Here is a 24,109-nt window from a genome sequence, read left to right on the forward strand (position 1 = left end):
TCACCAAAAGAGAATGCGGGACATGATAATCCCCAGGGCCTGCTTTGTCTTGGCAAGGCTGAAGGTAAGATAGGTGCTTATCGAGACCTTTTGCCGCATGGAAGGTTTCCAGGCCTTTATAGAGAGGAGTCATTGCAATGGCCCGTATTACCGTTGAGCGCGAGCATTCCCTGGGTAAACAAGGCGCACGGGCGAAGGCCGAGACGCTGGCGCAGAAACTCAAGGACAAATATGGCGTGGAGTCGTCATGGTCCGGCGATACCTTGAAGCTCAAGCGATCGGGCGTCAAAGGCACTGTCCTGGTCGACGATGACTTATTGCGTATCGACGTGGAACTGGGCCTGTTGATGTCCGCCATGAGCGGTACCCTTAAATCCGAAATCGAAAAGGCCCTGGACAAGGCGCTGGCCTGATTCGACGGCACTTAGGGTGCCGATTCTAATTTTTCTCCCTACTTTGTGCCCAAGCCTCCAACTCCGGTGGGCGGTTCCTCCACCCTTTTTGCGTGAGGTGCACCATGGCCAAAGTTGTTTTGAAGAAAAAAATCGACACTCAGACCACCGCGCTGAGTGAGGTTAAAAGCTATGCCCGCAAGATCTGGCTGGCAGGTCTAGGTGCCTACGCCAAGGTCGGCAACGAGGGTGGCGAATACTTCAAAGAGCTGGTTAAGAGCGGACAAGATATTGAAAGTAAAAGCAAAAAAGTTGTGGTTGAACAACTTGATGCCGCCAACAGTCAGATTGACCAAGTAAGGCGTAGCGTCTCCGGCGTCAGTCGCGTGGTTGAAGTTCAACTGGATAAAGTTGAAAAAGCTTTTGACACGCGTGTTGCAAGTGCCTTGAATCGAATCGGCATTGCGTCTAAACATGACGTGGAGACACTCTCTGCTAAGCTCGAAGAGCTGACGGCATTGCTCGAACGTGTCGCACGCAAACCCTAAGGAGACATCGGGATGGCTGTTAAAAAAACTACTCAGAAAGAAGGCAGCTCGTGGGTCGGGGAAGTTGAAAAATACTCCCGAAAGATCTGGCTTGCTGGTTTAGGCGTGTACTCGAAGGTGAGCAGTGACGGCGGCAAATACTTCGAGACTCTGGTCAAGGACGGCGAGAAAGCCGAGAAGCTGACCAAGAGCACCGTTGGTAAAAAAGTTGATGCCGCCAAGGCGAGTGCAGGTTCGGCCAAGTCGAGCATTTCCGACACGTGGAGCAAGTTGGAAGAAACATTCGACAAGCGCCTTAACAGCGCTATTTCGCGACTGGGCGTACCGAGCAAGGCTGAACTGAAAACCCTGCACAGCAAGGTCGACACCCTGACCAAGCAAATCGAAAAACTGACCGGCGCCAAAGTGGCTCCCGCGAAGGTTGCGGCGGCCAAGCCCGCTGCAAAGCCTGCGGCCAAACCCGCTGCTAAAGCGGCGGCCAAGCCCTTGGTCAAAGCGGCGGCCAAACCTGTGGCTAAACCTGCGGCCAAGGCGCCGGCCAAAGCGGCTGCAAAACCTGCCGCCAAGCCTGCCGCCAAGCCTGCGGCGAAAACTGCAGCTGCCAAGCCAGCCGCCAAACCCGTAGCCGCCAAAGCTGCCGCTAAACCCGCAGCCAAGGCGGTCGCTAAACCTGCCGCTAAGCCTGCCGCTGCAAAACCCGCAGCCAAACCTGCCGCCGCCAAACCAGCGGCAAAACCCGCTGCGAAGAAGCCAGCAGTTGCGAAGAAACCAGCGGCAGCCAAACCTGCTGCTGCGGCGACCACCGCTTCCACAGCCAACTCAGTGTCCGCACCGACCCCTGCCGCTGTGACCCCGACTGCCACGTCGACGCCGCCGACGCCATCCAGTCAGTCCTGAGTTTTTCCAGGACACAAAAATGCCCGGCCTGCAAAGGTCGGGCATTTTTTATGGCAGCGCATTCATAGATCGTTCCCACGCTCCCGCGTGGGAGCGCAGCCCGTGACGCTCTGCGTCACTTGCGCGGTTGGCGGGACGCGGAGCGTCCCAAAGGGCATTCCCACCCAGAGCGGGGAACGATCAGCCCTGCTCACAGGTTCAATCGGCATCATCCAGGTATTTCAGCGCAAATCGCTCGGCCGCCTGGCGTGCCGGCGCGAGCAAGTGCGGCGCCACCAGCATCATCACCTGGTAAATCACTACCTGCACTTCACCCTTGCGGTCGAGAATCCGTTGGTAGTCCAGAGAGAACAGCAGGGTCATGGTGATCTGCTCCACCAGTTGGCCAAGCGCCTGCGTATCGCTGACCAATTGCCCCGCCGCCTTCAACCGCGCCAGCAACGAGGCCAGTGTGCGTTTGAGCGCGGTGAGCAGGTTGCGAATGCCCTTGGCCAGCTTCGGCAAACGCCCGGCCAGGTTCGACAGGTCCTGGAACAGAAACCGGTAATGAGCCATGCGCTCCACGATCAGGTGCAGGAACAGCCAGTAGTCCTCGGCCTCCAGTTGTGCGTCGGGGGGCGGATCGAGCAATGGCGCCAGCTCAGCCTGAAAACGCTCGAACAACCCGAGCACCAGAGGCTCCTTGCCGTGGAAATGGTAATAGAGATTGCCGGGGCTGATCCCCATTTCATTGGCCACTTCCATGGTCGATACATTCGGTTCGCCCTTGTGATTGAACAACTGCAGGGCACATTCAAGGATACGCTCGCGGGTCTTCATCCAGCCTTCTTAGTGTGATCGTTGAGCTCAGCGCACGCGCACGTAGGTGCCTGGCGCCGCTTCCATCGGTGGGTAGTTCTGGTTGCCCAGGGCGGTGAGGGTTTCGCGCTGTACGCCCGAACGCTGCTGGACCCACGTCAGCCACTGGGGCCACCAGCTGCCCTCGACGTGGCTGGCGTCGTAGTACCAGGCGCGCGGGTCGCTGCTCAGCTTGGGGTTCTCGACGTAATTGGCCTTGGGGTTGCCGGGCGGGTTGAGGATGCTCTGGATGTGCCCGCTGTTGGACAGCACGAAACGCCGCTCACCGCCCAGCAGTTGGGTGGAGCGATACACGGCGTCCCATGGCGTGATGTGATCATTGATGCCGGCCACGCTGAAGCTGTCGACCGTGACCTTCTGCAGGTCGATGGGGGTGCCGCACACCTCAAGGCCGCCGGGGTGACTGAGCGGGTTGTGCTTGAAAAAATCCAGCAGGTCGCCATGCAATGCGGCGGGCAGGCGCGTGTTGTCGTTGTTCCAGTACAGGATGTCGAAGGCCGGTGGTTCCTTGCCCAGCAGGTAGTTGTTGACCCAGTAATTCCAGATCAGGTCATTGGGGCGCATCCAGGCGAACACCTTGGCCATGTCGCGACCGTCCAGCACACCTTGCTGGTACGAGCGGCGTTTGGCGGCTTCAAGGGTTTGTTCATCGGCGAACAGTAGGGCCGGACTGTCGATCTGGCTGTCGAGCAAGCTCACCAGGTAACTGGCGCTGGCGATGCGCCGTAACTGGCGCTTGGCTTGCAGATGGCCTTGCAGGGCAGCAATGGTCAGGCCACCCGCGCAGGCGCCCATCAGGTTGACCTCCCGCGCGCCGGTGATCGACCGGCAGACGTTGAGCGCTTCCTCCAGTGCGGCAACGTAGGTGGACAGGCCCCATTCCCGATGGCGCACATCCGGGTTGCGCCAGCTGATCATGAAGGTCTGCAGGCCGTTTTTCAGGGCGTATTGCACAAAGCTGTTGGCCGGGCTGAGGTCGAAGATGTAGTACTTGTTGATTTGCGGCGGTACCACCAGCAAGGGCTTGGCGTATTGTTTCTCGCTCATGGGCTTGTACTGGATCAACTCCAGCAGTTCATTGCGAAACACCACGGCGCCGGGGGTAGTGGCGACAGTCTTGCCGACTTCGAAGGCATGCTTGTTGACCTGGCGCGGCAGGCCATTGTTGTGCAGCAGGTCTTCGAACAAGTGGCTCACGCCGCGCACCACACTGTTGCCGCCGGAATTGAGCAGCTCCTTGATTGCCAGCGGGTTGAGCAGGGTGTTGGACGGCGAGACGGCATCGTTGAGCAGGGCGAACGCGAACTGCGCGCGGGCACGGTCATCCGCGCTGAGGGCGCTGTCGTCGATCCAGTTGCGCGTCTGCTTTTGCCAGCTCAAGTAGGCCTGCAGGCTGCGCCGATACAGCGGATTGAGCTTCCAGGTGGGGTCGGCGAAGCGCTTGTCGTGAGGGTTGGGCTCATGCACCGTTTCACCCAGCAACACGCGGCCCAGTTGGCCGCCCAGGGCCAGGGCGTGGCGTGCGCTGTGCACCGGGTTGCGCAGGCCATGGGCCGCGACGGTGCGCAGGGTTGACAGCAGGTCCCGGCCGCGCAGGCCGGTGATCGCATTTTGCGCATTGATGAACGCAGCAGGGGTGGGCGCCGGGTTCGTCACGGGTCTTTCTCGCATGAGCCAACACTCCTTCGTCAAGCCATCAAGAGGCACGCCAATTCAGAACCATAGTCGGTTCCTGGCAAGTTGCGCGGCGGTGCGATCCTTCACACCGCCGGTCGCGGATGTATCACGGCGCGCAGGCGCTCTTCTTCGAGAAACTTCATGATGATCGGCGCTACGGCTTCAGCCCGGGTGATCAGGAACAAATGGCCATCGTCGATGATGTGCAACTGCGCATTGGGGATGCGCCAGGCGAGCATGCGCATGTTGACCAGCGGGATCAGCGGGTCGTCGTCCCCGGCCAGCACCAAGGTGGGCTGACGGATCTTGTGCAGCCAATGGATGCTGGTCCAGCCCAACCCCGCGAACAGTTGCCAGTAATAACCGAGCTTGCCGGCCGAGCGCACTTTGCTGGCATGTTCGGCGGCCAGCTTGGCGTCGCGGCGGAACGATCCGCCGTAGATCATCGGTGCTATGCGCACCACATGGGACGGCTGGATGTAACGGCGCGGGCTGGCCATCAGCCACAGCACTTTCGGTTTGCCCGGCACCATCACTGCACCCGCCGCCGTGGCGGCCAGGATCAGTTTCTTGCAACGCTCCGGGTAGTCATAGGCGAACTGCTGCGCCAGTGCTCCGCCCCAGGACACGCCCACCACGCTCACTTGGCCATAATCGAGGTAATCGAGCATGCGCGCCGTGAGCTTGGCCAGGCCGGGGAAGCGATAGGGCCGGTTGGGCGTGGAAGAACCGCCCACGCCCGGCACGTCGAAGGCGATGACCTCCAGGTCCGGGTCCAGGGCCTGGACGAACGGGAACACCAGCTCCAGGTTGGCGCCGATGCCGTTGAAGATCAGCAGCGGCGTCAGGTGCGGCTTGCCCGGTCGCACCGCCGTGCGGATGGCTTGGCCGTCCAGGTCGATGGTGCGGAAGATGAACGGTTGCGGCATGTTCAAGCCCTGTGAAGTACGACAGCCGGAATGCAGTCAGTGTGGGAGGGGGCTTGCCCTCGATGCAGGCGGCGCGGTGTATCTGTTACACCGCTATCGGGGGCAAGCCCCCTCCCACATTTGATCCCCATTTCAATCAATAAGTCTGTGTTCTCAGCGCTCATGCACATAAGTGCCCGGCGCTGCTTCGGCTGCGGTGTAGGTTTTGTTTCCCAGAGCAGTCGGCGCCTTCTTCAACTTGCCCGCCCGTTCCGCCTGCCAGGCCTGCCAGTGCAGCCACCACGAATCCGTGTGCTTGGTCGCATTTTCCTGCCACTCCAGCGCATTGCCCGCCAAACCGTCGCTGGTCTGGTAACGCGACTTGGGGTTGCCCGGCGGGTTGAGGATGCTCTGGATATGCCCGCTGCTGGACAGCACGAACTCCACCTTGCCGCCAAACAATTGCGCCGACTTGTAGCAGGACTGCCAGGGCGTGATGTGGTCGTTGGTGCCGGCCAGGGAATAGATATCGGCCGTGACTTGCTTGAGGTCGATGGGCGTGCCGCACACTTCCAGGGCGTTGGCGCGCACCAGTGGATTGTTCTTGAACAGCTCGATCAGGTCGCCATGGAAGGCGGCCGGCAGGCGCGTGGTGTCGTTGTTCCAGAACAGAATGTCGAACACCGGCGGCTCGTTGCCCAGCAGGTAGTTGTTGACCCAGTAATTCCAGATCAAGTCGTTGGGTCGCATCCAGGCAAACACCTTGGCCATGTCGCGGCCTTCCAGCACGCCGGCCTGATAGGAATGGCGCTTCGCCGCTTCCAGGGTCTGTTCATCGACGAACAGCGCCACCTGGGTGTCCAGCGTGGTATCCAGCACGCTTACCAGCAACGTCAGGGCATTGACCTTTTTTTCGCCCAGCGCGGCGTAGTGGCCCAGCAGCGCGGTGCAGGTGATGCCGCCGGAGCAAGCGCCGAGCATGTTCACGTCCTTGCTGCCGGTAATTGCCGTGATCACATCGACCGCTTCCTTGAGCGCCTCGATATAGGTCGACAGGCCCCACTCGCGCTGGGCCTTGGTCGGGTTGCGCCAACTGACAATAAAGGTCTGCTGCCCGTTGCGCAGGCAGAAACGCGCCAGGCTCTTATCCGGGCATAAGTCGAACACATAGAATTTGTTGATCTGCGGCGGTACCACCAGCAGCGGGCGTTCGTGCACCTGTTCGGTGATCGGCCTGTACTGGATCAGCTCCAGCACGTCATTGCGAAACACCACGGCGCCGTCGGTGGTGCCCAGGGTTTTGCCCACTTCGAAGGCGCCCATGTTGACCTGGCTCGGCATGCCGCCGTTGTGCACCATGTCCTTGGCCAGGTGGGACAGGCCATCGAGCAGGCTCTTGCCGCCGGTTTCAAAGAAGCGTTTGACCGCCGCCGGGTTGGCCGCGCTGTTGGTGGGCGCCATGGCTTCGGTCATCAGGTTGATCACGAAGTGGCCACGGCTGATGTCCTGTTCCGACAGATTGCTGTCGCCGATCCAGTCGTGCAGTTCCTTGCGCCACGCCAGGTAAGTCTGCAGGTAGCGCTTGTAGAGCGGGTTCTGGCTCCAGGCCGGGTCTTGGAAGCGACGGTCGTCACTCTCCGGCACCAGCGCCGATTTGCCGAACATCACGTTCTTGAGTTCCACCCCGAAATGGGCGACGTGTTTGACGCTGTGTAACGGTTGCTTGATGGCTTGGGTCAGCACCATCTTCGCCGAGGCCAGTAAATCCTTTTTGCGTAACGCGATGATCGGGTTCAGCCCCAGGGTGTTTTCCGAGGCCTGGCGTTTCAAGTCATCGTTGTTCTTGTTACTCATCTACGACGCTCCATTGTCCGAAAGACGAGTACCGGCGATTGCTGCGCACCCATTTCGATACACGACACCAGCCTGGTACTGCGACTCGGGTGACCGTTGATACCGCATCGTCAAATGCAGGGAACTTGCCAGTTCCATTGGTTACCCGAGTTTAATTTTTTTCGCAAGCGGGCCAATCATTGGCCACCAGACAGGGCATTCAAGCAGATGAAATTAGAAAATGCCCTCTAAAGCGCAAGACGCCTGCGCTAGAGCATCAGCCGCACGACCGACTGGTTCGGGTCGCGGGTTTTTCCGGCCGCTTTGAGTTCGTCCAGGTAATCAGCCCACAGCGCGTCCTGACGCACGGCCAGCTGATAAAGGTAATCCCAGGTGAACAGTCCGCTGTCATGGCCGTCGTCGAAGGTTAATTTCAGTGCGTACTGGCCGGCCGGTTCCAGCTTGATCAACTTAACGTTGAGCTTGCCGAATTGCAGGATGGGTTTGCCGTGGCCCTGGACCTCGGCGGAAGGCGAATGTACGCGTAGGAATTCGGCGGGCAGTTGGTAAGTTTCGTCCGGGCCGTAAGTCAGGCCAAGGGTGTTGGAGGTTTTGTGCAGGTTTACAGCGGTAGGAAATTTCGACATTGGAGGAGACCTTGGTTACAAGCTGTAAGCTACAAGCTTCAAGTTGAGCAGATCAACTTGCCGCTTGTAGCTTACAGCTTGCGCTTTACAGAATGTAGCGCGACAGGTCTTCGTTCTGCGCCAATTCGCCCAAATGGCTGTTGACGTAATCCGCGTCGATCTTGATCGCTTCGCCATTCTGCAAACCTGCCATGTCGCCGGCGCTGAACGACACTTCTTCGAGCAAGCGTTCCAGCAGGGTGTGCAGGCGACGGGCACCGATGTTCTCGGTCTTCTCGTTGACCTGCCAGGCAATCTCCGCCAGGCGCTTGATACCGTCGGCCTGGAATTCGATGCCCAGGCCCTCGGTTTTCAACAACTCACGGTATTGCTCGGTCAGCGAGGCATGCGGCTCGCTGAGGATGCGCTCGAAGTCGCCCGGGGTCAGCGCCTTTAGTTCCACGCGGATCGGCAGACGGCCTTGCAGCTCCGGCACCAAGTCGCTTGGCTTGCTCAGGTGGAAAGCACCGGAGGCGATAAACAGGATGTGGTCGGTCTTGACCATGCCCAGCTTGGTGTTGACCGTGCAGCCCTCGATCAGCGGCAGCAGGTCGCGCTGTACACCCTCGCGAGACACATCGACACCGCCGGAATTGCCGCGCTTGGCCACCTTGTCGATCTCATCGATAAACACGATGCCATGTTGCTCGACCGCTTCCAGGGCCTTGGCCTTGAGTTCTTCCTCGTTCACCAGGCGCCCGGCTTCTTCGTCGCGCACCAGTTTCAGCGCTTCCTTCACCTTGAGCTTGCGGCTTTTCTTCTTGCCCTTGCCCATGTTGGCGAACAGGTTCTGCAACTGGCTGGTCATTTCTTCCATGCCCGGTGGCGCGGAAATATCGACGCCGGACACTTCGGCGACTTCGATCTCGATTTCCTTGTCGTCCAGCTGGCCTTCACGCAGTCGCTTGCGAAACAGCTGACGGGTGTTGGAGTCGGACGACGGCGCGGCATCTTCATTGAAACCCATGCGTGCCGGTGGCAGCAGGGCGTCGAGGATGCGTTCTTCGGCGGCGTCTTCGGCGCGGTGGCTGACCTTGGTCACTTCCTGTTCGCGCAGCATCTTCAGGGCGGCATCGGCCAAGTCGCGAATGATCGATTCGACGTCGCGGCCCACGTAGCCCACTTCGGTGAACTTGGTGGCTTCGACCTTGATGAACGGGGCATTGGCCAACTTGGCCAGACGCCGGGCGATTTCGGTTTTACCGACGCCGGTCGGACCGATCATCAGGATGTTCTTCGGCGTTACTTCAACGCGCAGTTCTTCGGGCAGTTGCATCCGGCGCCAGCGGTTGCGCAGCGCAATGGCGACGGCGCGCTTGGCATCGTCCTGGCCGATGATATGGCGATTGAGTTCGTGGACGATTTCGCGGGGAGTCATGGACATAATGTTTGGCGGCCTCAAGCGGGAATAAGCCTAGGGCTTACTCGGCGAGGTCCTGCTCCTCAATGGTCTGGTTGTGGTTGGTGAACACGCAGATATCGCCGGCGATACCCAGGGCGGTCTCGACGATTTCACGGGCCGACAGGTCGGTTTTCTTCAACAGCGCGCTGGCCGCAGCTTGTGCATAGCCGCCACCGGAACCCATGGCGATCAGGCCATGCTCGGGTTCAACCACATCGCCGTTGCCGGTGATGATCAAGGACGCGTCTTTGTTGGCGACCGCCAGCATGGCTTCGAGGCGGCTGAGGGAGCGGTCGGTGCGCCATTCTTTGGCGAGTTCGACGGCGGCGCGCACCAGGTGGCCCTGGTGTTTTTCGAGCTGGCCTTCGAAACGCTCGAACAGGGTGAAGGCGTCGGCGGTAGCGCCTGCGAAGCCGGCGAGCACCTGGCCGTGGTACAGGCGACGCACTTTCTTGGCGTTGCCTTTCATCACGGTATTACCCAGGGAAACCTGGCCGTCGCCGCCCATGACGACTTTGCCGTGGCGACGTACTGAAACGATGGTGGTCAAGGGGAGAGTCTCCACGCAGCGGGGCGAAAATGCCCTGATGGAAACTCATATGGGGGTGGCGAGAAGGATTTCAACCGTAGGACAGTACGGCGGACGAGTGGTGTTTATTGGTCTGCCACTCATTCCAGAACACCACAGAACCCATTGTGGGAGGGGGCTTGCCCCCGATGACGGGCTGCCTGCCAACGAATACGTTGACTGATAGACCGCTATCGGGGGCAAGCCCCCTCCCACATTTTGATGGTTGTTAAACTTGGATCAGCGGCTCTGGCGCTGTTGTAACAGCAGGTTGCTAAAGCCGGCCCCAGCCAATTGTTTCTGCGCCACGGTCAACTGTTCGCGGTTGCTGAACGGGCCCACCAGCACGCGATACCAGGTCGCGTCCTTCACGGTGCCAGACTCCACCGTCACCGCTTGGCCCAGCAGAATGATCTGTGCCCGCACGCGATCGGCATCCGCCTGTTTCGGGAACGAGCCCGCCTGCAGGAAGAACTTGGTCACCGGGGCGGCCTTGGTCGCGGCCACCGGCGGCGCGGGCGGCGGGGTGATTCCAGCCAGCGCGGCCTGGGCGCGCGCGGTGTCGATTTTCGCCGCTTCCGCAGGCGTTACCGGTGTGGTCGGCACTTGCGGCGTCGGCAGGGTTTTCTCCGGCACGGCGTCGGGCGGCACGATGACTTCCGATTCCGGCAGCAGCGTGTAGAAGTCGTACTTGGGCTTCACCGGTGCGGTCGGGCTCGGCGCCGTCTTGTTGGCCTCGGCGATTTTCGTGGCCTTCTGCTGCTCCTGTTTGACGCGCTTGACGTCATCGCCCTGGCCGGGCTCCAGCTTCATCAGGAAGACCACGAATGCGCCGACCGTGAGGCCGATGGCCATCCACAGCCAACCCGGGATCGGCTGCTTGGCCGGGGCCTGGTAGCGGCTGGCGCCGCGCTTGGGTGCAGGTTTTTTCTTGGCGGCCAACTTACATGCGCTCCAGTGTTTCCAGGCCCAACAGCTCCAGGCCTTGCTTGAGGGTCCGTCCCGCCAGTGCGGCGAGGCGCAGGCGACTTTGCTTCTGGGCTTCGTCGTCTGCGCTGAGGATCGGGCAGTTCTCGTAGAAGCTGGAGAACAGGCCGGCCACTTCGTACAGGTAGGTGCAGAGGATATGCGGCGTGCCTTTCTCGCCGACGCTGTTCAGCACTTCGCCGAACTGCGCAAGCTTGGCGGCCAGTTCCTGCTCATGGGGCGCGTCCAGCACGATCTGGCCTTCGACTTCGCTGAAGTCCTTGCCCAGTTTACGGAACACACCGGCCACGCGGGTGTAGGCGTAGAGCAGGTACGGCGCGGTGTTGCCTTCGAAGTTGAGCATCAGGTCGAAGTTGAAGCTGTAGTCGCTGGTGCGGTGCTTGGACAGGTCGGCGTATTTCACCGCGCCAATCCCCACCACGCGGGCGATGTTGCGCAGGTCGGCCTCGGCCAGCTCGGGGTTCTTTTCCTTGACCAGGTTGTAGGCGCGTTCCTGGGCTTCGGTCAGCAGGTCGATCAGCTTCACGGTGCCGCCGTCGCGGGTCTTGAACGGGCGACCATCGGCGCCGTTCATGGTGCCAAAACCCATGTGTTCCATGTGCATCGGGTGGGTGACGAAGCCGGCGCGGCGCGCCACTTCGAACACTTGCTGGAAGTGCAGGGCCTGGCGCTGGTCAACGAAATACAGCGCACGGTCGGCCTTGAGCACGCCGCTGCGGTAGCGCACGGCGGCCAGGTCGGTGGTGGCGTAGAGATAACCGCCATCGGCCTTGACGATGATCACCGGCAGCGGCTCGCCATCGGCGGTCTTGAATTCTTCCAGGAACACGCACTGCGCGCCGTTGCTCTCGACCAGCAGCCCCGCGGCCTTGAGGTCGTTGACCACGTTGATCAGGTCGTCGTTGTAGGCGCTTTCGCCCATCACATCGGCCATGGTCAACTTGACGTTGAGCAGCTCGTAGATTTCCTGGCAGTGGGACAGCGAGATGTCGCGAAAGCGCCCCCACAGTTCCAGGCATTCCTTGTCGCCCGCCTGCAGCTTGACCACCAGGCTGCGCGCACGGTCGGCAAATTCTTCGGATTCGTCGAAGCGCTTCTTGGCGGCGCGGTAGAAGTTTTCCAGGTCGGCCAGTTCGTTGCTGGTGATCGGGTTTTCCTGCAGGTACGCCATCAGCATGCCGAACTGGGTACCCCAGTCGCCCACGTGGTTCTGACGGATGACGGTGTCGCCGAGAAACTCCAGCACCCGCGCCACGCCGTCGCCAATGATGGTCGAGCGCAGGTGACCAACGTGCATCTCCTTGGCCAGGTTCGGTGCCGACAGGTCGATGACCACGCGCTGGCTGTCGCCGGCCTTGTGTGCGCCGATGTTGGCGTCGGCCAGGGCAGCATCCAGGCGCGCGGCCAGGGCCTGGGTGTTCTGGAAGAAGTTGATAAAGCCTGGGCCGGCGATTTCGGCCTTGGTGACACTGGCGTCAGTCGGTAGCGCGGCGATGATTTTTTCCGCCAGGTCGCGCGGCTTCATGCCGGCCGGCTTGGACAGCATCATCGCGATGTTGCTGGCGAAGTCGCCGTGGGTCTTGTCGCGGGTGTTCTCCACCTGGATCGCCGGCGACAGGCCTTCAGGCAACACACCTTCGTTGACGAGTTGGGTGAGGGCTTGTTGGATCAGCTGGCGAATGGTGTCTTTCATGGTGTTCTCTTTCGACCGCAAGCGGCGGCGCGCGATGCGCAGGTGGAAAAACTGGGCATTATCCGTGGCGAGGGCGGGCTTGCCAACCGTTCCGGACCTGTGGAGCTGTTTAAGGCAGTTGTGCCCCCTGTAGGAGCGAGCTTGCTCGCGAAAAACCTGAGGGCGCCGCGTTTATCCAGGATAAACGCAGTGTCCTTGAGTTCTTCGCGAGCAAGCTCGCTCCTACAGTGGACGGCTTAATACAAATCGACCGGGTCTACATCCAGCGACCATCGCACCTGTCGCCCGCTGGGCATTTGCTCCAGAGCAAGCAACCAGCTACTTAGTAGCCGATGCAGCGGTGCGCGGGACGTTGCCTGCAAGAGTAGCTGAGCCCGATAGCGCCCGGCACGGCGTTCCATGGGGGCGGGCACCGGGCCGAGCAGTTCGATGCCGCTCAGACTCAGTTCGGCAAGCAAACGTTCGGCAGCGCTGCAGGCCTCGTCGAGAAAACCTTCGGCCTGGCCCGGCTTGTGCGCCTCGGCGCGCAGCAATGCCAGGTGCGCAAACGGCGGCAGCCCGGCGGCGCGGCGTTCGCTCAGCGCCTGCTCGGCGAAGGCAAAGTAACCTTGTTCGGTCAGTTGAATCAGCAGTGGGTGGTCGGCCAGGTGCGTCTGGATAATCACCCGGCCCGGCTCTTCGGCACGCCCGGCACGGCCGGCGACCTGCACGATCAGTTGCGCCATGCGCTCGCTGGCGCGGAAGTCACCGGAGAACAAGCCACCGTCGGCATCCAGGATCGACACCAGGGTCACCCGTGGGAAGTGATGCCCTTTGGCGAGCATCTGCGTGCCGACCAGAATGCACGGCTGGCCCTTCTGGATGGTGGCGAACAATTGGTTCATCGCGTCCTTGCGCGAGGTGCTGTCGCGGTCGACCCGCAGCACCGGGTAATCCGGGAACAGGATGCCCAGGCGCTCTTCGGCGCGCTCGGTGCCCGCGCCGACCGGGCGCAAGTCGACCTTGCCGCATTGCGGGCAGTGGCGCGGCACGCGCTCGACATGGCCGCAGTGGTGGCAGCGCAATTCGCCGTGGCGCTGGTGCACGGTCATGCGCGCATCGCAGCGCTCGCATTCGGACATCCAGCCACAGTCATGGCACAACAGCGTCGGCGCAAAGCCGCGGCGGTTGAGAAACACCAAAACTTGCTGGCCGGCGGCCAGGGTCTGGCCGATGGCTTGCTGCATCGGGCCGGAAATGCCGCTGTCCAGGGGCCGGCTTTTTACGTCCAGGCGCAGGAAACGCGGTTGTTTGGCGCCACCTGCGCGCTCATTCAGGCGCAGCAGGCCATAACGACCGGTGTAGGCGTTGTGCAGGCTTTCCAGGGAGGGCGTCGCCGAACCCAGCACAATCGGGATGTCTTCCTGGCGCGCGCGCACCAGCGCCAGGTCGCGGGCGTGGTAACGCAGGCCTTCCTGCTGTTTATAGGAGCCGTCGTGCTCTTCGTCGATGATGATCAGCCCCGGATTTTTCATCGGCGTGAACAGCGCCGAGCGGGTGCCGATAATAATGTCGGCTTCGCCGTCCCTTGCCGCCAGCCACGACTCCAGGCGCTCACGGTCGTTGACCGCCGAGTGCACCAGGGCGATGCGCGCGTTGAAGCGCTGTTCGAAACGCGCCAGGGTTTGCGGGCCGAGGTTGATCTCCGGGATCAGCACCAGCGCCTGTTTGCCGGCTTGCAGGGTTTCGCGGATCAACTGCAAATAGACTTCGGTCTTGCCGCTGCCGGTGACGCCGGCCAGCAGGAACGCGTGGAAGCTGTCGAACCCGGCGCGGATCGCTTCATACGCGGCCCGTTGCTCGGGGTTCAGCGGCAGCTCCGGTTGCGCCAGCCAGTGTTCGTGACGCGGGTCGGGGGCATGCTTGCGGATTTCCACCTGCACCAAGCCTTTGGCGAGCAGCAGGTCGAGGCTGTCCTTGCTCAGCATCAGCTTGCTCAACAACTGATGGGCGACGCCATGGGGATGCTGGGCCAGGGTTGCCAGGGCTTCACGCTGGCGCGGGGCGCGGGCGATGCGTGGGTCATCGAGGCGGGCGCCGGGCGTCATCGACCAGAAACGCTCCTGGCGCGCTTCGGCCAGTTCGCCCTGGCGCAGCAGCACCGGCAACGCCCAGCTCAGGGTATCGCCGAGGCTGTGCTGGTAATACTGCGCGGTCCACAGGCACAGTTTGAACAACGCGGGCGGCAGCGGCGGTGTGGCGTCGAGGATGGCGATGGCCGGCTTGAGCTTTTCGGCGGGCACTTCGCTGTGGTCGGTGACTTCCACCAGGATGCCGATCATTTCCCGGCGCCCGAACGGCACACGCACACGCATGCCGGGCTCCAATTGCGCACGCGGCACGCCGGCCGGGGCCCGGTAATCGAACAGGCGGCGCAGGGGCGAGGGCAGGGCTAGGCGCAAAATGGCGTCGGGCACGCGGGGAGTCTCATATGAAAACAGGCGGTGGTGCAGGGGCGCGAGACTAGCAGACCGGCGGCACGGGTGTCCCGTCTCTGGCACTGCACATGAGCAGTGGCGCGCCAGTATTTCTGATGAAAGGGAGTTTTCGGCCGTCAGCGCCGCTTGCGCGAATACAAAGGTCTGGTAGAATCCGCGGCCTAATTACGTGCGGTATTCGACAATAGTGTCGAGTGGCGGCACGCTAGCCCGAGGAAGTGCCATGAAAGCCGATATCCATCCAGCGTACGAAACCATCGAAGTAACCTGCAGCTGCGGCAACAAGTTCGAAACTCGTTCGAACCTGTGCAAGCCACTGGGTACTGACGTATGCAACGAGTGCCACCCGTTCTACACCGGTAAGCAGAAAACTCTGGACACCGGCGGCCGTGTACAGCGCTTCGCAGATCGCTTTGGTGCTTTCGGCAAGAAGCCTGCTGCTACTCCAGCAGAGTAAGGCGCAAAAGCCTTATGGGCTTTTACCCGCTGTTGAAAAAGGCGTCCCTTGTGGGCGCCTTTTTTGTGCCTGGGATTTGGCTTTGCGCCGCCCAGGCCCAGGCGTTTTGCCCCGCACCAGCGGCCGTGACGCGTGTCGAGGTGCAGCGCGTGGTAGATGGCGACACCGTGCGCCTCACCGATGGCCGCAGCGTGCGCATGATCGGTCTCAACGCCCCGGAGACCGCAAAGAAGGGGCGCCCTGACGAACCGTTTGCCATCGCCGCTCGCCAGCGGTTGCAGGCTTTGGTGGAGGCCAGTGAGGGGCGCGTCGGCTTGGTGCCGGGCCGCGAGGCCAAGGATCGCTATGGGCGAACGCTGGCACACCTCTATGGTGCCAACGGCGCAAACCTCGAAGCCCAATTACTGGCAGAGGGCCTCGGTTATCAGGTGGGCGTCGCGCCCAACGTCGACCTCGTTGCCTGCCAGCAGGCCGCTGAAAACACCGCACGGCGGGCCGGGTTGGGTTTATGGCGGCAATCGCCGGTGCAATCAGTGGCCCAACTCAAGCGGTCCGGCTTCGCCCTGGTCAGCGGCCGGGTCAGCAAGATCGAACGCAATCGCGGCGCAATCTGGATCGAGTTACAAGGCCCACTGGTATTACGCATTGCACCCGATCTGGCCCGCCAATTCGACCCAGGCCTGCTCAGTGGTCTGAAAGGCAAGACAATCGAGGCGCGGGGCTGGGTGCAGGACCGCTCTGGTCGTGGAGCGCTTAAAGGTGGTCAGGCACGTTGGCTGCTGCCAATCACCGACCCCGGCATGCTCAAAATAACGATTTAATAAAAAATTGTAGACATTTTTTAATTCGATTGTGAACAGTCAAGCCCTTGTATCCCGTGGCTTTAGACTAAAGTACGCCGCTGCAGGGCCTTGACACCTGTGACTGACCAGTCTTGTAGGGGCTTTGCGACACGCGTATCCTCGGCGGTCCGTCGACCAACAGTAAAAGCGGAATGCCGATATGTCTGATTTGAAAACTGCCGCTCTCGAATATCATGCCAATCCTCGTCCAGGGAAGCTGAGTGTAGAGCTCACCAAAGCCACTGCCACCGCCCGTGACCTGTCGCTGGCCTACAGCCCTGGCGTTGCCGAGCCCGTACGTGAAATCGCCCGCGACCCTGAGCTGGCGTACAAGTACACCGGCAAAGGCAACCTGGTTGCAGTGATTTCTGATGGCACCGCGATTCTGGGCCTGGGTAACCTCGGCCCATTGGCCTCCAAGCCGGTCATGGAAGGCAAGGGCGTGCTGTTCAAGCGTTTTGCCGGCATCGACGTTTTCGACATCGAAGTCGACTCCGAAAGCCCGCAGGCCTTCATCGACACCGTCAAGCGCATCTCCATCACCTTTGGTGGCATCAACCTGGAAGACATCAAGGCACCTGAGTGCTTCGAGATCGAAAAGGCTCTGATCGAGCAGTGCGACATCCCGGTATTCCACGATGACCAGCACGGCACCGCAATCGTTACCGCGGCCGGCATGATCAACGCCCTGGAAATCGCCGGCAAAACCCTGGCCGAGGCGAAAATCGTCTGCCTGGGCGCCGGCGCCGCTGCTATTTCCTGCATGAAGCTGATCATCAGCATGGGCGCCAAGCTGGAAAACATCTACATGGTCGACAGCAAGGGCGTGATCCAGTCCGAGCGTACCGACCTGAACCAGTACAAGGCGATGTTTGCCCACCCGTCCTCCAAGCGCACCCTGGCTGATGCCCTCGACGGCGCTGACGTGTTCGTCGGCCTGTCCGGCCCGAACCTGCTGAGCGCTGAAGGCCTGAAGTCGATGGCGCCGAACCCGATCGTGTTCGCCTGCTCCAACCCGGACCCGGAAATCTCGCCGGAACTGGCCCACGCCACCCGCAGCGACGTGATCATGGCCACCGGCCGTTCGGACTACCCGAACCAGGTCAACAACGTACTGGGCTTCCCGTTCATCTTCCGTGGTGCCCTGGACGTTCGCGCCAAGCGCATCAACGAAGAAATGAAAGTAGCAGCCGCCAACGCCCTGCGTGAACTGGCCAAGCTGCCGGTGCCGCAGGATGTATGCGACGCCTACGGTGGCGCCAAGCTGGAATTCGGTCGTGAGTACATCATTCCCAAACCAATGGACAAGCGCCTGATCACCCTGATCTCCGATGCCGTGGCCAAGGCCGCAATCGAGACCGGTGTGGCAACCCTGCCGTATCCGAAGAACTACCCGCTGCAAAGCGTGGATGATGTGTTCAACGGCTAAGCCGTTGTAGCGCACCCACAAAAAAGCCCCGGCTCTCGCGAGTCGGGGCTTTTTTTGTGGCTGGTGATTTACATGAAGCCTGTGAAGATCCAAATGTGGGAGGGGGCTTGCCCCCGATTGCAGACTGTCAGCCAATGAACTGGGTGACTGACACACCGCTATCGGGGGCAAGCCCCCCCCACATTTTGTTCGCTGTTGGCTTTAGAACAGATCGATCGGCGCACCTTCATCCGCCGGCAGCGGGCTGCCCGGCACTACGCCATTGCCCAGCTCGTTGACCGATGGCGGCGTGTCTTCGCTCTTGAACAGCTCGAAGTAGGCGTTCGGCGTGCTTGGCGAGGCGGCGCGGCCACTGACCGGGTCGATGCGCAGGCTGAGAATGCCTTCCGGTTCCGGCTGGGTGTGCAGCGGCTTGTCCTTCAGGGCCGCGCCCATGTAGCTCATCCAGATCGGCAGCGCGACGGTGCCGCCGAACTCGCGACGGCCCAGGCTTTCGGGCTGGTCGTAACCGGTCCATACGGTTGTCACGTAGTCGCCGTTGTAGCCGGAGAACCAGGCATCCTTGGATTCGTTGGTGGTACCGGTCTTGCCGGCGATGTCCGCGCGGCCCAGAGCCAGTGCGCGCCGGCCGGTACCCTTCTTGATCACGTCCTGCAGGATGCTGTTGAGAATATAGGTGGTGCGGCCATCCACGATGCGCTCAGCCACCGCCGGTGCCCGTGGCTCGGTCGATGCGGGCGCGTTTGCGGCAGGCGTCGTGCCAGGCGTCGGCTCGATGGTGATGCCTCCGTTGCTCGGTGCGGCGAGGCCATCGGTTGCCGCCACGCCATTGACCACATCGCCCGGTACCCGTGGCGGGTTGGCGGTGAACAGCGTGTCGCCATTGCGGCTTTCGATCTTGTCGATCAGGTACGGCGAAATCTTGTAACCGCCGTTGGCAAAGGTGCTCCAGCCGGTGGCGATTTCCATTGGCGTGAGGGTCGCGGTGCCCAGGGCCAGAGACAGGTTCGGCGGCAGGTCGGACTTGGCGAAGCCAAAGCGGGTCATGTAGTCGATGGTCTTGCCCACGCCCATCGCCTGCAGCAGGCGGATCGACACCAGGTTGCGCGACTTGTACAGCGCCTCGCGAATGCGGATGGGGCCGAGGAAGGTGTTGGTGTCGTTCTTCGGGCGCCAGACCTTGTCCAGGTATTCGTCGACAAACACGATCGGTGCATCGTTGACCAGGCTCGCGGCGGTGTAGCCGTTATCCAGTGCGGCGCTGTAGATAAATGGTTTGAAGCTCGAGCCCGGCTGGCGCTTGGCCTGGATGGCGCGGTTGTAGTTGCTCTGCTCAAAGGCGAAGCCGCCGACCAGCGAACGGATCGCACCATTTTGCGGGTCGAGGGACACCAGGGCGCCCTGAGCGACCGGTACCTGGCTGAATTTCAGGCTGTCATCCGCCTGGCGCTGCACGCGGATCAAGTCACCTACCTGCGCCACGTCGGACGGCTGCTTGGGCATCGGGCCCATGCTGTTGGTATTCAGGAACAGACGTGCCCATTTCATGCTGTCCCATGCCACATGCGCTTCGCCGGTGCGTGTCAGCACTTGCACGCCATCCTTCTGCACCTGAGTGACGATGGCCGGCTCCAGGCCACTGATGGAGCGCTGTTTGCCCAGCTCGGTGGTCCAGGCGCTCAGGGTCTTGCCCGGCAGGCGCGATTCAGGGCCGCGGTAGCCGTGGCGCTGGTCATAGGCGATCAGGCCGGAATGCAGCGAATTGTTGGCAATTTCCTGCAGGTTGCTCGGAACGGTCGTAGTGACACGGAAACCCTCGGTGTAGGCCTCGCTGCCATACCGGCCGACCATCTCGGCACGGGCCATTTCGGCGATGTAGGGCGCGTTCACTTCCGGCGTAGGCACGTGGTAGCTGGCGTTCAACGGCTCGGCCACGGCGCTCTCGTAAGCGGCCTGGTCGATCTTGCCGAGCTTGTACATGCGCCCCAGGATCCAGTCGCGACGCTCCTTGCTGCGCGCCGGGTTGGCCAGGGGGTTGAAACGCGACGGTGCCTTGGGCAGGCCGGCAATCATCGCCATCTGCGCCAGGCTGGCGTCTCGAATCGACTTGCCGTAGTACACCTGGGAAGCCGCCTCGATACCGTAGGCGCGGTTGCCCAGGTAGATCTTGTTGACGTAGAGCTCGAGGATTTCGTCCTTGGTCAACTGACGTTCGATCTGCAACGCCAGCAGGATCTCGGTGGCCTTGCGTGAAAAACTGCGCTCGCTGGTGAGGAAGAAGTTCTTCGCCACCTGCATGGTGATGGTGCTGCCGCCGGATTGAATGTGTCCGCTTTTTACCAGCTGCGTGGCTGCACGCACCAGGCTGCTGGGGTCGACGCCGTAGTGGTTGGCGAAGTTATCGTCTTCGGCCGACAGCAATGCGCTGATGAAATTGGGTGGAATGTCGGCGAAACGGATCGGGGTGCGGCGCATTTCGCCGAATTCCGCGATCAGTTTTTCATCGCTGCTGTAGACCCGCAAAGGAATCTGCAACTGGATACTTCTGAGGGCCTCTACGGAGGGCAAACCCGGACTAAGGTAGAGGTAGGCCCCGCTGAGTACGAGCAGCAGCCCGCAGACGATCGCGACAATGGAGTACCCGAAAAACTTCAGCAGACGAATCAAGGCTTTTGGATTTCCAGAGAAAAGAAAGAGTTACGCGTCGGGGCATGCATGGCAAACGATGGATCGACCCGGGCAGCAGATAAAAAGCGGGAAAAAACGCTGGGCATTAAAGCATTTTTCGCCTTCGGGCGTCATTGGCGCGGCTCAAACAAGTCGACCGAGTGCACGCTGCCCGGCGGCAATCAGGCGGTATGACAGGCAAAGCTTTAGGGAGTTTTATGGGAAAGGGATTTTTCAGGCGAAAACTCGACGTCGCCCTCGGCGTCGACATCAACGATCAAGGTATCAGGCTGGTCGAGTTGGGCCGTTCGGCACACGGGTTCAGCATTCAGGGGTATGCCGCTCAGTCGTTGCCGGCGCATGCGATGGTCGATGGCACGTTGCTTGACCTGGAAGGGGTGGGGCGCGCGCTGCATCAAGCATTATCCGGGCTGCACAGTGAAGCCCGGAGTGCGGCCGTGGCGGTGTCGGGCCCTTCGGTGATTACAAGGGTGATCGACATGGACGCGAACCTCAGCGATGAAGAAATGGCCTGGCAGATACAGATGGAGGCCGACCAGTACATTCCCTATCCCTTGGACGAGGTGGCGCTGGATTTTCAGGTGCGCGGCCCGTCGCCTCAAGGAACCGGGCGGGTCGAGGTATTGCTGGCGGCGTGCTTGCGTGAACAGGTGGAGGCCCGCGAGGCGGTATTGGCCCTTGCCGGGCTGGTGACACGGGTGGTGGATGTCGAAGCGTTTGCATTAGAGCGCGCTTGCCGTCAGGATTTTGCCAGCTTCACGCCGGGTCATCGAGTCGATGACGCACAATGGGCCGCCGATGCCCAAGGGATGGGAGTGGCTTGCGGGTTGGCCCTGAGGAGTTTCGCTGGATGACACGAATCAATCTTTTGCCCTGGCGCCGGATGCTGGCGCAGCGGCGCCGCAAATATTTCCTGGCGCTGTTGCTGGCGTTTGCCTGCCTGGCGCTCGCGGCGGTGTGGCTCGCGGATCAGGTGATCGACCAGGCGATAGACCGGCAGGTCACCCGCAACGTCCGCCTGGGCGGGGAAGTCGCCGTACAGGACGCGCGAATCAAGACCATCGACGATCTGCAGGAGCGAAGCCAGCAATTGGCGCAGCGTATGAAGGTTGTGCAGGACCTGCACGACGCCCGCTCTTCCGGCGCCCGGCTGTTCGACCAATTGGCTCGCGCGATGCCCGACGGGGTCCACCTGCACGAAGTGGTCGCGAGTGGGGATACCCTCAGCATTCGCGGCAGTGCAGACAGCAACCAGGATATCGCCCAGTTGATGCGCCGGTTGGAGGCATCGCAAGGCGGTCACTCCGCACGACTCGAGCGCGTGCGGGCCGAGGGCGAGCGCGGCGATCATGAGTTTCAACTGATGGTGCGCCAGGGGGAAACCATCGAGGCGCACCCATGAGCCTGCCCAGGCTCGACTTTTCCGCACTCTCCCACAACGCTGCAACATGGCCCTGGCCTGGAAGGGCTCTGCTTGGCTGCGCGCTCGCCGGCCTGGTGCTGCTGGTCGGCGAGGTGTTGTACCTGGGGCCGTCGCGGGAGCGATTGCACGGGTTTGAGGCGCGGGAGCAGGTGCTGCAGCAGCAGCTTGACGCAAAAGCTGGCGTGGCCGCCGAGCTTGAGGCTCACACCGAGCGAGTCAGGTTGATGGAAGAGGCTGTGGCGGACCTTCAAGGGCAGTTGCCCGGCGAATCCGCAGTGCCGGCGTTGCTTGAAGACATCGCACGGCTGGCGGTTGCCAAAGGCGTTTGGGTCGAGAACGTCGAAGTGCTGGAGCAGGCGTCGCTGCCGTTCCATGTCGAGCAGCCCTTGAGGATGGGCGCGACCGGGGCGTATCACGACTTGGCGGCGTTCGTCAGTGCCCTTGGCGGCTTGCCGCGCATCGTCACGGTGCATGACCTGGCGCTGCGGCCTGAGGGTGCGCTGTTACGTCTTGACCTGCTGGCCAAGACCTATCGAAGCACGGCCCAGGCAGGCAAAGCGTCCCGGGCAGTCGTCCCGGCTCCGCGCTTTGTCTATGACTCATCTTCCCTGCGTGACCCGTTCCAGCTCCTGGCCTTGCAACCGGATCACACACCTGGGCGACCAGTGCTTGCACCGGATCTCACTCGGCCCCGCGGGCCGCTGGAGGGCATTGCCACCGACCAGTTCAACATGGTCGGCACGCTGTCGGGCGGTGGGCAAACCTTCGCGTTGCTGCGGGCCGGATCGACCGTGCATCGGCTGGCGGTCGGTGATTACCTCGGGCCGGATCATGGCCAGGTCCTGTCCATTCAGGACGGGCATGTCGAACTGGTCGAGCGCTTTCCCGATGAACAGGGCCTCTGGCTGGAGCGTCCTAGAACACTGGTGCTGAACGTCAACTCATAACGGAATCAAACAATGAAAAGGATTTTCTCGTCCTTCGGTGTGGCGCTATGGATAGCGTTCACGGCGCCGATGGCGGCTGCTGTACCCAATCGCGTCGACCTGATCCACCTGCCGCCGCCCGTAAGCCCACCTGCGGTGGGTTACACGGGCGACAAGCTGAGCCTTAATTTCCAGAACATCGCGTTGCGCGCGGCATTGCAGCAGATCGCCGACGTCGCAGGCCTCAACCTGGTGGCCGGTGACGAAGTGCAAGGCGCGATCACCCTACGGCTCAAGGATGTGCCCTGGGATCAGGCACTGGACCTGATTTTACAAGCCAAGGGTTTGGACAAACGGGTCAAGGCTGGCGTATTGCTGGTTGCTCCCGCTGATGAATTGGCCGCTCGCGAGCTGCTGACGCTGGAGGCGCGCAAGCAATTGGCTGATCTGGCGCCGTTACGCCGGGAGTTGCTGCAGGTCAATTACGCCAAGGCAGCCGACCTCGCCAAGCTGTTTCAGTCAGTGACCGGCTTTGAAGGCGCGACCGACGAGCGCGGCTCGGTGGCGGTAGACGATCGCACCAACAACATCATTGCCTATCAGACCAGTGAGCGGCTGGAAGAACTGCGGCGGATCGTGGCGCAGTTGGACGTGCCGGTGCGCCAAGTGATGATCGAGGCGCGCATCGTCGAGGCCAATGTCGATTACGACAAAAGCCTGGGGGTGCGCTGGGGCGGGCGGCTTGATCGCGGCAATTGGGGCGCCGGCGGGATCCCCAAGCCTCAGGCGGACGGTGCGCAGCCCCCCGAGAACCCACCCGGCTCACCCTTTGTCGACCTGGGGTCGCTGACCGGCACCTCTGGCCTGGGGCTGGCCTTTATCACCAACAACCTGCTGCTCGACCTCGAGCTGACCGCCATGGAAAAATCCGGCAACGGGGAAATCGTCTCACAGCCCAAGGTGGTCACCTCCGACAAGGAAACCGCGCGCATCCTCAAGGGCACCGAGATTCCCTACCAGGAATCCACGTCCCAGGGCGCGACCTCGGTGTCGTTCAAGGAAGCCTCGCTGTCACTGGAAGTCACGCCGCAGATCACCCCCGATGACCATGTGATCATGGAAGTCAGGGTCACCAAGGACGAGCCCGACTATCTGAACAAACTCAACGACGTTCCGCCGATCAAGAAAAACGAGGTCAACGCCAAGGTCCTGGTCAAGGACGGCGAGACCATTGTCATCGGCGGGGTTTTCTCCACTACCCAAAGCAAAGTGCTAGATAAAGTGCCATTTTTGGGCGATGTGCCGTATCTTGGCCGCCTTTTCCGGCGCGATGTGCGGGCGGAGAAAAAATCCGAGCTGCTGGTGTTCCTGACTCCGCGTATCATGAATAACCAGGCGATTGCTGTGAGTCGTTGATT

Annotated in this window: 21 protein-coding genes and 1 pseudogene; 11 read left to right on the forward strand and 11 right to left on the reverse strand. The window is 61.6% G+C overall.

Annotated features, from left to right (window positions below; genetic code table 11):
* Positions 1 to 137: 137 nt before the first annotated feature.
* The 3 genes from SC318_RS02065 (at position 138) to SC318_RS02075 (ending at position 1,837) form a co-directional block, all read left to right on the forward strand.
* Entirely contained in the window at positions 138 to 413 is a 276-nt protein-coding gene (locus tag SC318_RS02065; RefSeq protein ID WP_320429443.1) for a polyhydroxyalkanoic acid system family protein, read from the forward strand.
* A 104-nt stretch (positions 414 to 517) separates the two neighbouring features.
* Positions 518 to 940, forward strand: a complete 423-nt coding sequence (locus tag SC318_RS02070; RefSeq protein ID WP_320429444.1) for a phasin family protein — start codon at positions 518 to 520, stop codon at positions 938 to 940.
* Positions 941 to 952: 12 nt separating this feature from the next.
* Positions 953 to 1,837: a phasin family protein gene (locus SC318_RS02075; RefSeq protein ID WP_320429445.1), complete on the forward strand. Its 885-nt coding sequence runs from the start codon at positions 953 to 955 to the stop codon at positions 1,835 to 1,837.
* Between the two features lie 198 nt (positions 1,838 to 2,035).
* On the opposite strand, the gene SC318_RS02080 is transcribed toward SC318_RS02075, so the two are convergent.
* From SC318_RS02080 to SC318_RS02125, 10 genes are all read right to left on the reverse strand, one after another.
* Positions 2,036 to 2,656 (reverse strand): TetR/AcrR family transcriptional regulator, encoded by a 621-nt coding sequence (locus SC318_RS02080; RefSeq protein ID WP_320429446.1) that lies wholly within the window; start codon positions 2,654 to 2,656, stop codon positions 2,036 to 2,038.
* A gap of 27 nt (positions 2,657 to 2,683) precedes the next feature.
* The gene (gene phaC, locus SC318_RS02085; RefSeq protein WP_320429447.1) at positions 2,684 to 4,366 is read right to left on the reverse strand and encodes a class II poly(R)-hydroxyalkanoic acid synthase; all 1,683 of its coding nucleotides are present in this window, start codon (positions 4,364 to 4,366) and stop codon (positions 2,684 to 2,686) included.
* 89 nt (positions 4,367 to 4,455) lie between these two features.
* Entirely contained in the window at positions 4,456 to 5,301 is an 846-nt protein-coding gene (phaZ, locus tag SC318_RS02090) for a poly(3-hydroxyalkanoate) depolymerase (protein WP_320429448.1), read from the reverse strand.
* 153 nt (positions 5,302 to 5,454) lie between these two features.
* Positions 5,455 to 7,134 carry a class II poly(R)-hydroxyalkanoic acid synthase gene (gene phaC, locus SC318_RS02095; RefSeq protein ID WP_320429449.1) on the reverse strand — a complete coding sequence of 560 codons (1,680 nt, stop codon included), beginning with the start codon at positions 7,132 to 7,134 and terminating at the stop codon, positions 5,455 to 5,457.
* A 248-nt stretch (positions 7,135 to 7,382) separates the two neighbouring features.
* The gene (locus tag SC318_RS02100) at positions 7,383 to 7,760 is read right to left on the reverse strand and encodes a gamma-butyrobetaine hydroxylase family protein (protein WP_320429450.1); all 378 of its coding nucleotides are present in this window, start codon (positions 7,758 to 7,760) and stop codon (positions 7,383 to 7,385) included.
* A gap of 85 nt (positions 7,761 to 7,845) precedes the next feature.
* Entirely contained in the window at positions 7,846 to 9,183 is a 1,338-nt protein-coding gene (gene hslU / locus SC318_RS02105; protein WP_306491285.1) for an ATP-dependent protease ATPase subunit HslU, read from the reverse strand.
* 37 nt (positions 9,184 to 9,220) lie between these two features.
* Entirely contained in the window at positions 9,221 to 9,751 is a 531-nt protein-coding gene (gene hslV / locus SC318_RS02110; RefSeq protein WP_003171209.1) for an ATP-dependent protease subunit HslV, read from the reverse strand.
* 258 nt (positions 9,752 to 10,009) lie between these two features.
* Positions 10,010 to 10,711, reverse strand: a complete 702-nt coding sequence (locus tag SC318_RS02115) for an SPOR domain-containing protein (RefSeq protein WP_124384760.1) — start codon at positions 10,709 to 10,711, stop codon at positions 10,010 to 10,012.
* A gap of 1 nt (position 10,712) precedes the next feature.
* Positions 10,713 to 12,449: an arginine--tRNA ligase gene (argS, locus tag SC318_RS02120; RefSeq protein WP_320429451.1), complete on the reverse strand. Its 1,737-nt coding sequence runs from the start codon at positions 12,447 to 12,449 to the stop codon at positions 10,713 to 10,715.
* A 236-nt stretch (positions 12,450 to 12,685) separates the two neighbouring features.
* On the reverse strand, positions 12,686 to 14,905 hold the full coding sequence (locus tag SC318_RS02125; protein ID WP_320429452.1) for a primosomal protein N': 2,220 nt from the start codon (positions 14,903 to 14,905) through the stop codon (positions 12,686 to 12,688).
* A gap of 244 nt (positions 14,906 to 15,149) precedes the next feature.
* Here SC318_RS02125 and rpmE point away from each other — a divergent pair, with 244 nt between their 5' ends.
* The 3 genes from rpmE (at position 15,150) to SC318_RS02140 (ending at position 17,654) form a co-directional block, all read left to right on the forward strand.
* Entirely contained in the window at positions 15,150 to 15,383 is a 234-nt protein-coding gene (gene rpmE / locus SC318_RS02130) for a 50S ribosomal protein L31 (RefSeq protein ID WP_005784030.1), read from the forward strand.
* 14 nt (positions 15,384 to 15,397) lie between these two features.
* Entirely contained in the window at positions 15,398 to 16,204 is an 807-nt protein-coding gene (locus SC318_RS02135) for a thermonuclease family protein (protein WP_320429453.1), read from the forward strand.
* Positions 16,205 to 16,385: 181 nt separating this feature from the next.
* A complete protein-coding gene (locus SC318_RS02140; protein WP_320429454.1) occupies positions 16,386 to 17,654 on the forward strand; it encodes a malic enzyme-like NAD(P)-binding protein in 1,269 nt (422 codons plus the stop codon).
* Positions 17,655 to 17,855: 201 nt separating this feature from the next.
* On the opposite strand, the gene SC318_RS02145 is transcribed toward SC318_RS02140, so the two are convergent.
* Complete coding sequence (locus SC318_RS02145) at positions 17,856 to 20,318, reverse strand: penicillin-binding protein 1A (RefSeq protein ID WP_413817630.1); 2,463 nt, start codon at positions 20,316 to 20,318, stop codon at positions 17,856 to 17,858.
* 51 nt (positions 20,319 to 20,369) lie between these two features.
* Here SC318_RS02145 and SC318_RS02150 point away from each other — a divergent pair, with 51 nt between their 5' ends.
* From SC318_RS02150 to SC318_RS02170, 5 genes and pseudogenes are all read left to right on the forward strand, one after another.
* The gene (locus SC318_RS02150) at positions 20,370 to 20,516 is read left to right on the forward strand and encodes a hypothetical protein (RefSeq protein WP_306491290.1); all 147 of its coding nucleotides are present in this window, start codon (positions 20,370 to 20,372) and stop codon (positions 20,514 to 20,516) included.
* 23 nt (positions 20,517 to 20,539) lie between these two features.
* On the forward strand, positions 20,540 to 21,196 hold the full coding sequence (pilM, locus tag SC318_RS02155; protein WP_320429456.1) for a type IV pilus assembly protein PilM: 657 nt from the start codon (positions 20,540 to 20,542) through the stop codon (positions 21,194 to 21,196).
* Positions 21,193 to 21,744, forward strand: coding sequence for a PilN domain-containing protein (locus SC318_RS02160; RefSeq protein WP_306491292.1), 552 nt, complete (start codon positions 21,193 to 21,195; stop codon positions 21,742 to 21,744). Before pilM ends, SC318_RS02160 begins: the two co-directional genes overlap by 4 nt.
* A complete protein-coding gene (locus SC318_RS02165; protein WP_320429457.1) occupies positions 21,741 to 22,712 on the forward strand; it encodes a pilus assembly protein PilP in 972 nt (323 codons plus the stop codon). The genes SC318_RS02160 and SC318_RS02165 overlap by 4 nt, the downstream gene beginning before the upstream one ends.
* A gap of 141 nt (positions 22,713 to 22,853) precedes the next feature.
* Positions 22,854 to 24,107: pseudogene (locus SC318_RS02170) on the forward strand (type IV pilus secretin PilQ); the annotation flags it as partial.
* Positions 24,108 to 24,109 lie beyond the last annotated feature (2 nt).

Origin of the sequence: Pseudomonas sp. MUP55 (genome assembly GCF_034043515.1) — a bacterium.
In the GTDB taxonomy this organism is placed as follows: domain Bacteria; phylum Pseudomonadota; class Gammaproteobacteria; order Pseudomonadales; family Pseudomonadaceae; genus Aquipseudomonas.